The 6,624-nt window shown below is 66.9% G+C and carries 7 protein-coding genes and 1 pseudogene; 3 read left to right on the top strand and 5 right to left on the bottom strand.

Annotated elements, in window-relative coordinates; translation table 11 throughout:
* Positions 1-220 precede the first annotated feature (220 nt).
* A complete protein-coding gene (locus B7767_RS09455) occupies positions 221-1,342 on the bottom strand; it encodes a phosphotransferase (RefSeq protein WP_256923380.1) in 1,122 nt (373 codons plus the stop codon).
* A gap of 255 nt (positions 1,343-1,597) precedes the next feature.
* On the opposite strand from B7767_RS09455, the gene B7767_RS09450 reads away from it, so the two are divergent.
* Together B7767_RS09450 and B7767_RS09445 are read left to right on the top strand one after the other, a co-directional pair.
* Positions 1,598-2,341 carry an HAD family hydrolase gene (locus tag B7767_RS09450; protein ID WP_085571790.1) on the top strand — a complete coding sequence of 248 codons (744 nt, stop codon included), beginning with the start codon at positions 1,598-1,600 and terminating at the stop codon, positions 2,339-2,341.
* Between the two features lie 201 nt (positions 2,342-2,542).
* Positions 2,543-3,412 (top strand): hypothetical protein, encoded by an 870-nt coding sequence (locus B7767_RS09445; RefSeq protein ID WP_085571789.1) that lies wholly within the window; start codon positions 2,543-2,545, stop codon positions 3,410-3,412.
* Positions 3,413-3,447: 35 nt separating this feature from the next.
* Here the strand turns inward: B7767_RS09445 and B7767_RS09440 are convergent, their stop codons facing one another.
* The 3 genes from B7767_RS09440 to B7767_RS09430 are packed head-to-tail and all read right to left on the bottom strand — an operon-like array spanning position 3,448 to position 5,992.
* On the bottom strand, positions 3,448-4,323 hold the full coding sequence (locus B7767_RS09440; protein ID WP_085571788.1) for a GntR family transcriptional regulator: 876 nt from the start codon (positions 4,321-4,323) through the stop codon (positions 3,448-3,450).
* Between the two features lie 26 nt (positions 4,324-4,349).
* Positions 4,350-5,111: an HAD family hydrolase gene (locus B7767_RS09435; RefSeq protein ID WP_256923379.1), complete on the bottom strand. Its 762-nt coding sequence runs from the start codon at positions 5,109-5,111 to the stop codon at positions 4,350-4,352.
* Complete coding sequence (locus tag B7767_RS09430; protein WP_085571786.1) at positions 5,111-5,992, bottom strand: winged helix-turn-helix domain-containing protein; 882 nt, start codon at positions 5,990-5,992, stop codon at positions 5,111-5,113. Before B7767_RS09430 ends, B7767_RS09435 begins: the two co-directional genes overlap by 1 nt.
* Positions 5,993-6,152: 160 nt before the next feature.
* Here B7767_RS09430 and B7767_RS09425 point away from each other — a divergent pair, with 160 nt between their 5' ends.
* The gene (locus tag B7767_RS09425; RefSeq protein WP_085571785.1) at positions 6,153-6,341 is read left to right on the top strand and encodes a hypothetical protein; all 189 of its coding nucleotides are present in this window, start codon (positions 6,153-6,155) and stop codon (positions 6,339-6,341) included.
* Positions 6,342-6,375: 34 nt separating this feature from the next.
* On the opposite strand, the pseudogene B7767_RS09420 reads toward B7767_RS09425, so the two are convergent.
* Positions 6,376-6,624 (bottom strand): annotated as a pseudogene (locus tag B7767_RS09420) (GntR family transcriptional regulator); the annotation flags it as partial.

The following is a 6,624-nucleotide window of genomic DNA, read 5'->3' as shown; positions in this document are numbered from 1 at the left end:
GACGGACGTGCCGGCCTCGCGAGCGAGCAGCCGGGCCGCCTCCTCCGTCAGCGGCAGCACGTAGTTCTGGTTGTGGTGACCGCTACTGGCGGCCCCCGACCGTGTGGCCAGTTCCACGAAGTCCCGGCATCGGGCGTAGGACGCGGTGGGTTCTCCGACGAAGGGACGGGGAAGAGGAGGTGCGCCCACTGACCGCTCCGGATGCCGCGTGCGAGGAGGACTACATCAGGGGACCACATTCGGACCGGCCGGGAACAGGGGGCCACCGGGGAGAGACCGTCACCTGCTCACGTGCACGGCGCCACTGGTCCAGGGCCGAGGCGATCTGCCCTGGAGCAGGCACCGACTCCAAGCCCAGTGGTGCGGCGGCCGCGGCCAGGATCCGGTGCAGTTTCTCTCCTGTGTTCACCAGTCGCCGAGCCGTGGGTTCCGGACCGGACTCCAGCGACAGGGCCGAGCGAATGACATCAGTGAAGACGGACTGTGCCTTTTTGTAGTTCACGAGCAAAGAGAGGTCGTCTTCCATTCCACGGGAACTGCCCGGGCGTACCCGTTCGACAACACCGCGCCAGCGCGCCGCCATGTACTCTTCCTGCCGCTTCGGGTATCGCATGAGGTAGAGGTGAGTGGCCAGGTCGTACAAAGGGTCCCCCAACATCGCCAGTTCCCAGTCGATGACCCACAGCCGGGCCCGGGGGTCGACGATGAAGTTTTCACGATGCAGATCCGCGTGCAACAGGAAAAAAGGGCGGTCGTGGAGACCCGAAACATTCTTACGGAGCCACTTGAAGGACTCGTCGGTGACCCCCAGGGAAGAGAAGAGGCCGTCGAAGGACGGAAGATTCTCCTGATACACGCGTTCCTCGGTGAAGTGGACAAGGCGTTCCAGGAATCCGTTGGTGTCACCGTCCGTCGGCCTGTCCACGACATCACAGCGTCGCTCGATCACCAGCGTCTCGGACTCCACCCTTGCCATCTGCCCGAACAAGTCGATAATTTGTTCGAAAATACGATCCGGAACCGCCCTGCCGGAGCCGTGCAGCGCCGCCAGCGTCTCCCCCTCGATGAACCGTTGCAGTCCCACACGGCCGACCTCAATGACGTCCGGGATGCGTGAGATCCGCCCAGACAGCGCCCTCAACAGCTCTTCTTCCGAAGAAAAGCACCGCCTGTCGAACCACAGGAGGTTCTCTCGCGGCTCTCGGCACTTCCATCGCACCGGAAGCTTCGAGGCCGGCCCGCCGGGAAGCGGAAACACGTAGGTCTCGTGGTGGTAGCCCTGCAGCGGCCCCTCGACCACACTCGCGTCCCCACTCACCTCGACGGCGTGCAGTCGAGCCATGGAAGTCGATTCGGGTGACATTTCCCGTTTCTCTTGCCTTGGACCCTTTCGCAGGGTGCAGAAGTGATAGCAGAGTACTCTCCACCCCTCAGCGACGCGCCCCGAGCACCAGCACACCCACTCGCCCTTCCACCGGACGGGTGCCGAACGCGCGCGTGTGCGGGGCCGGATGTCATCGCCCCCTTTCCTCTGGCGTGCGACGCTGACGGTACGCCCCGCCCCGGTCCACACCGAGCGGGGAGCGGGAGGAGACCCATGGACGACACACTCAACGATCAAAGGGCCCTGCGTCAGCTGCTCAGCACCGCACGCGCTGTGCTCTTCGACTTCGACGGCCCAGTGACGGATCTCTTCGGCGGCAACCCGACCCAGCCCGTCGCGGAGAGGATCAAAAGCGTGGTGCGCCCCCTTTGGGGCCCCCTGCCGCAAGACATCGAGGAGTGCCGGGACTCACACGTCATCCTCCGCCTGCTCAGGGACGCGTACGACCAGCCGGCCCTCACCGCCCTCGGCCCCCGGCCCCTTACCGAAGCTGAGGCCATCGTCACCTCTCAGGAATACGACGCGGTCGCATCGGCCGACCCTGTTCCAGGCGTCACCGCGGCAGTCGACGCGCTGCTTCGCGCGAAGGGCACAGCGCTCGCCATCGTGAGCAACAACTCGGACGGCCCCGTGTGGGAGTTCCTCAAACGACACGGTCTTCAGTCGGGGTTCGGGGTCGTTGTGGGCCGCGACCCCCATGAGCTCCGCCACATGAAGCCCGACCCCTACTCCGTAAAGCAAGCCGTCGCACAGTTGGGTCTCGAGCCCGCGGATTGCCTTCTCATCGGCGATCAGTTGACCGACCTGGAAGCAGCCCTGAGCGCGGGGACCCGTTTTCTTGGATACAGCCGGTCGGCGGACCGCGCGAAGGCGATGAGCCGACAGGGCGCCGAGCTGGTCATAACGTCCTACAGGCCCCTCATCGGAGCGGCCGACGAGCTGCACTCCTCCAACTAGCCTTCTGGCGCACCGGTTTCGGCCGCGGCATCATGGTGTGTCTCGTGGGTCGCCGTCGCGTCGCTCCAGTGACGCGCAAGGGGGTGGGGGGTGTCTCCTCGCAGTCCGAGGGGCGGCAGCCTGTCTGGGCTGGAACGCATACGGCATTCGCTGAACCGGTGGAAGCCTCGCATCGTCAAGGCCACGCTGGCTGCCGTTGCCGTGCTCGGCGTCACCGCCGAGATCGTCGAACCGCTGGGAGACCAACTCAAGGAGCAGGGTTTCCTGGGGGGCTCCTTCGCCGCCCTCATCGCACTGATCCTCTTCGATGCCGTCGGGGACTCCGAACCACAGGAGGTCGACGGCGTCTACGCCCTCACCGACCTGGAGGATTTACGCCCTCTCATGCGGGAGGCGTTCGACGCCCGACATATCCGTGTCGACTTCTTCGGCTTTACGATGCAGACATTGCTCAACCTGCTCAGGGAGCATCTCAACAGACTGGGAGACGAGGAGGTGAGCGTCCGGGAACTGACGCTACGCATCACCATCGCCCACCTCAATTTGTCGATGAACCTTCCAGCCAAGCTCGTCCCCGCTCCCGGCAGCGCCGGACTGCCGGACGGCACGTTCTATTTCCGAGACTCTCCGGAGAACCGTGAACGCATGCGGGAGGGGTTCACCAGGCGGAACTGGAACGAGCTGAAGGACCTACTGGACCGGGTGCACGCAAAGAATCCCGACATAAGGATCGCATGCGAGATACGGGAATCACTGCAAGTACCCGATCGCAAGCTCTACATACTCAACCAGGAAAAGGTCTTCTCCGCTCCGTACGGCATAAAGAAGAGAGAGATCGACTGGCGCGGTTCCCGTCAAAAAATTCTTGACCCCGAGGGGTTCAGCCCGAGGCACGGAAACGTCCGCATCATCGGCTGGGACAGACGGTCCACTTCTCACTCGACGCGGGAGATCGCCGAGCACTACATGGAATGGCACCGGAACCTGTGGGAGGAACTGGAACAGATCAAGCCCGAGGAGCCGGTCATCGACGATCCGCAGTGGGTGCCGCGGGAGCATCGCCCGCACTGAAGGACGCCTTCGACGAGGTCCCTCCATGCCGAGAGCTAGCTCGCCAGGAGGTTCCATACCGAGTCGAACCACTGCCGCATGCTGTCCACGAAGACGGAACCGGAGGAGGACGGGTCGTCCGTCTTCTCGTGGTGGGTCAAGGTCGCCCCGAGACCCAGGACGTCCAGAGCCCTGACCACCTCGTCACCCCCTCCCAGGGCCACAGGCCGCTCGATGACCTCGTACACGCCGTGCAGGGCTTCGACGTCGTTGAAGAGGTAGAGCTTGAAGGTGGGGGTGAGCGGTGTGTGTCGGATCCGCACATCAACGGAGGGCACCAGGCCCTCAGTCCGCAGGTCCCTGAGCGCCCCCAGCAACGATGTGGTGTGCCGCTCGGTGATCGTGCGCAGCCGGTCCCGCAAACGGGGGTCGCCCGGGTCGTCCATGACCCGGGGGTAGGGCAGCGGCAGCGTCGGATCGGGCAGAAGCATGCGCAGCGTGATGCGCTGGGGGGCGATGGAACCGCCCCGGATGCGTTCCGCCTGGAGCCGGATGTGCGCGTCGAGGGACTCGGACGTCAGGGTGTGGACGTCCAGGGCGACTTCGGCCTGCTCGAAGGCCTCGCTGATGAACGGAGCCAGGCACACCGCGCCGCGCAGCCTCGTGGCCTCGGCCGCCGAGGACCGGACGTGCTGGGTCCTGACCACCCGTGAACCGCTGCCCTGCCGTGACTCGATCCAGCCCTCGTCCGCCAACTCCCGCAGCGCCCGCTGCACGGTGCCGCGGGAGACTCCCAGTTCCTCGGCCAGGTCACGCTGCGACGGCAGGAAGGACCGCAGCGGATACGCGCCTCCCGCCATCCGCCCGCGTAATTCGTCCGCAACCCGCTCGAACTCCCGGCCACCGGCCTCGCCGGTTCGGTATCCGTCCACTCAGGGACAATCTCACAGGCCGGCCGTCAGTGGCGGACCGACCGGAGGACCGGTTCCAGCGAGTCCACGACCACCGTGGCGCCCGCGTCGCGCAGGAGTTTGCCCTTGCGCTCGTTGCGCGCGTAGCCGAGGAAGGGGACGCCGGCCGCCTGTGCGGCGAGGAGGTCCGTCGGGGCGTCGCCGATCAGCAGGGCGGTCGCGGGGGCGGCGCCCATGGCGTTCAGGGCCCGGTTGACGCAGTGGGGGTCGGGTTTGAGGAGGCTCAGCTCCTGGGTGCGGCCGTATATGTGGGGGGCGAAGCAGGCCCCGAGGCCGCGGGAGGCGAGGTACTCGCGCACCACGCGCGGGGAGTTGTTGGTGGTGACGGCCAGCCGGGAGCCCACCGCGGTCCAGGTGCGGATCAGCGGATCGGCGTACGGGGTGGGCATCGCCGAGGCGGTGGCGCGCAGTTCCTCCTGGGTGAGCCGCTCCTCCAGTTCCGCGACCAGGTCGCTGCCGGGGTGCCGGCGGTCGACGGCGCGCAGGAGGAAGTGCGGGTCCAGGGATTCGCGTTCGGTGTCCGTGAGCAGGCCGTGCAGTCCCCGGCTCTCCAGCCAGGACGCCAGGTCGTTCGCCACCCGCTCCGCCGAGTGGCCCGCGAACAGGCGGCAGACGGGACCGTCGAAGTCCCACAGCACGACCCGGGCGTCCTCGATCAGCCGCCGCAGCGCGTTCGGTTCGTCGTCGGTCCCGGTCTCGTTCCGCTTCTCGGCCGTCACCGCATCGGTCTGCTTCGTCTCAGAAGTCACTAGGAGAGTGTCAGGTCCGTCGTGATGGTTTCCCAGAGGGCGTCGAACCACTTCTGGGATTCCTCCACGAATGCCCGCTCCCGCTGCCCGTCCCCCTTGACGAAGGGGAAGAGGAGGGACTGGGAGCCCAGGGCGTCGTACATCTCCAGGGTGTGGCTCTCCCACTCCTCCTCGCGCCGGGTCAGCATGTAGTAGCCGATCAGTGCCTCCTCCCCGTTGAGCAGGTACAGCTTCACCGGCGGGGTGAAGGGCAGGGCCCGGAAGGAGACGTGCACGTCGACGCCGTGGGTGGCGCGCAGGGCGAGGAGGTTGTGCTGGAGCACGCGGGCCTGGGCGTTGCGCTGGGCCAGCCACCGCTCGTGCACCGGGTCGTCGTTGCCGTCCCGGCCCTCGACCGGGACGGGGAAGGCCAGGTTGATCCGCCGGGAGGGCAGCAGGATGCGGACGTCGACCGCCTCGGGGCGGGTGCGGCCCTCGTGGATGTGCCGGACCGGTTCGCTCAGCGCCAGCATCAGGCTCTCGGCGGTCAGGCACACCGCGTCGATCCGTACGTGGGCCGTCGAGAACGCGGCCGTCAGGCGCGGTGCCAGTCCCACCGTCGTCGGCTGGGGTTCCTCCAGGGCGGAGGCCGGTTCGGCGATCCGCGGCGGGCTGCCCTTGCCCTGGTTGGTGAGCAGGCCGTCCTCCCGGAGGGTGTGCAGGGCCTGGCGAACGGTGCCGCGCTCCACGCCGAACTCCTCGGCCAGCTCCGCCTGGGTGGGCAGGCGGTCGCCCGTCCTGAGCTCGCCGGACCGGATGCGTTCCCGCAGGATGTCGGCGATCTCCTGCGGCGAGACTCTGCTGCTGCCGTTCACTGCCACGTTCTCCTGGGTCACGACCAAACGCTACAACTTTGATCCATCTGAAGGGAGTTGCTTGAAAGTTGTTTGCAAGCAGCTGCCAAGTGGGGACAACCTCTACAGAGTTGGCTGCCAACTTTCCCAAGTTGGCAGCCTTCTGGTTCCACAGCCCCGCCCCGCACCCCCGAAGGAGGAACACGCCATGCCCGCCCTCGCCCTCGTCTCCGCCGTCCTGGTCATCACCGTCGAACAGCTCGTCCAGTGGAAGTACGGCGCGGCCGGCGTCCTCGGCCTGCTGCTGCTCACCATAGGCATCAGGTCCAACCGGCCGGGGGTCAGCTCCGCCGGAGCGGTCCTGCTCGCGCTGCTGGTGACGAGGCCGGCCCTGTGAGGAGCCACCGCCGCACCCGGACCCGTGGGAGACGTCAGCCCGTGAGCACCAGCTCCGAACTGATCGTCTCCCACAGCGCGTTGAACCACAGGTGCGACTGCTCCACGAACGTGGTGTCCCTCGGCCCCGGCCCCTGCTCGAAGCCGAACAGCAGGGACCGGACGCCCTGCGCGTCGTACGTCTCCAGGTACTCCTGGTCGATCTGCGCCTTGCCGCGCGCCAGCGTGTAGTAGGCGAACAGCGCCTCCTCCCCGTTGAGCAGGTACAGCTTCACCGGCGGGGG

Source organism: Streptomyces sp. 13-12-16 (assembly GCF_002114215.1).
Taxonomy (GTDB): domain Bacteria; phylum Actinomycetota; class Actinomycetes; order Streptomycetales; family Streptomycetaceae; genus Streptomyces.
The sequence above is the reverse complement of the archived record's forward strand: the minus strand, read 5'-3'. Positions and strand labels throughout refer to the sequence as shown.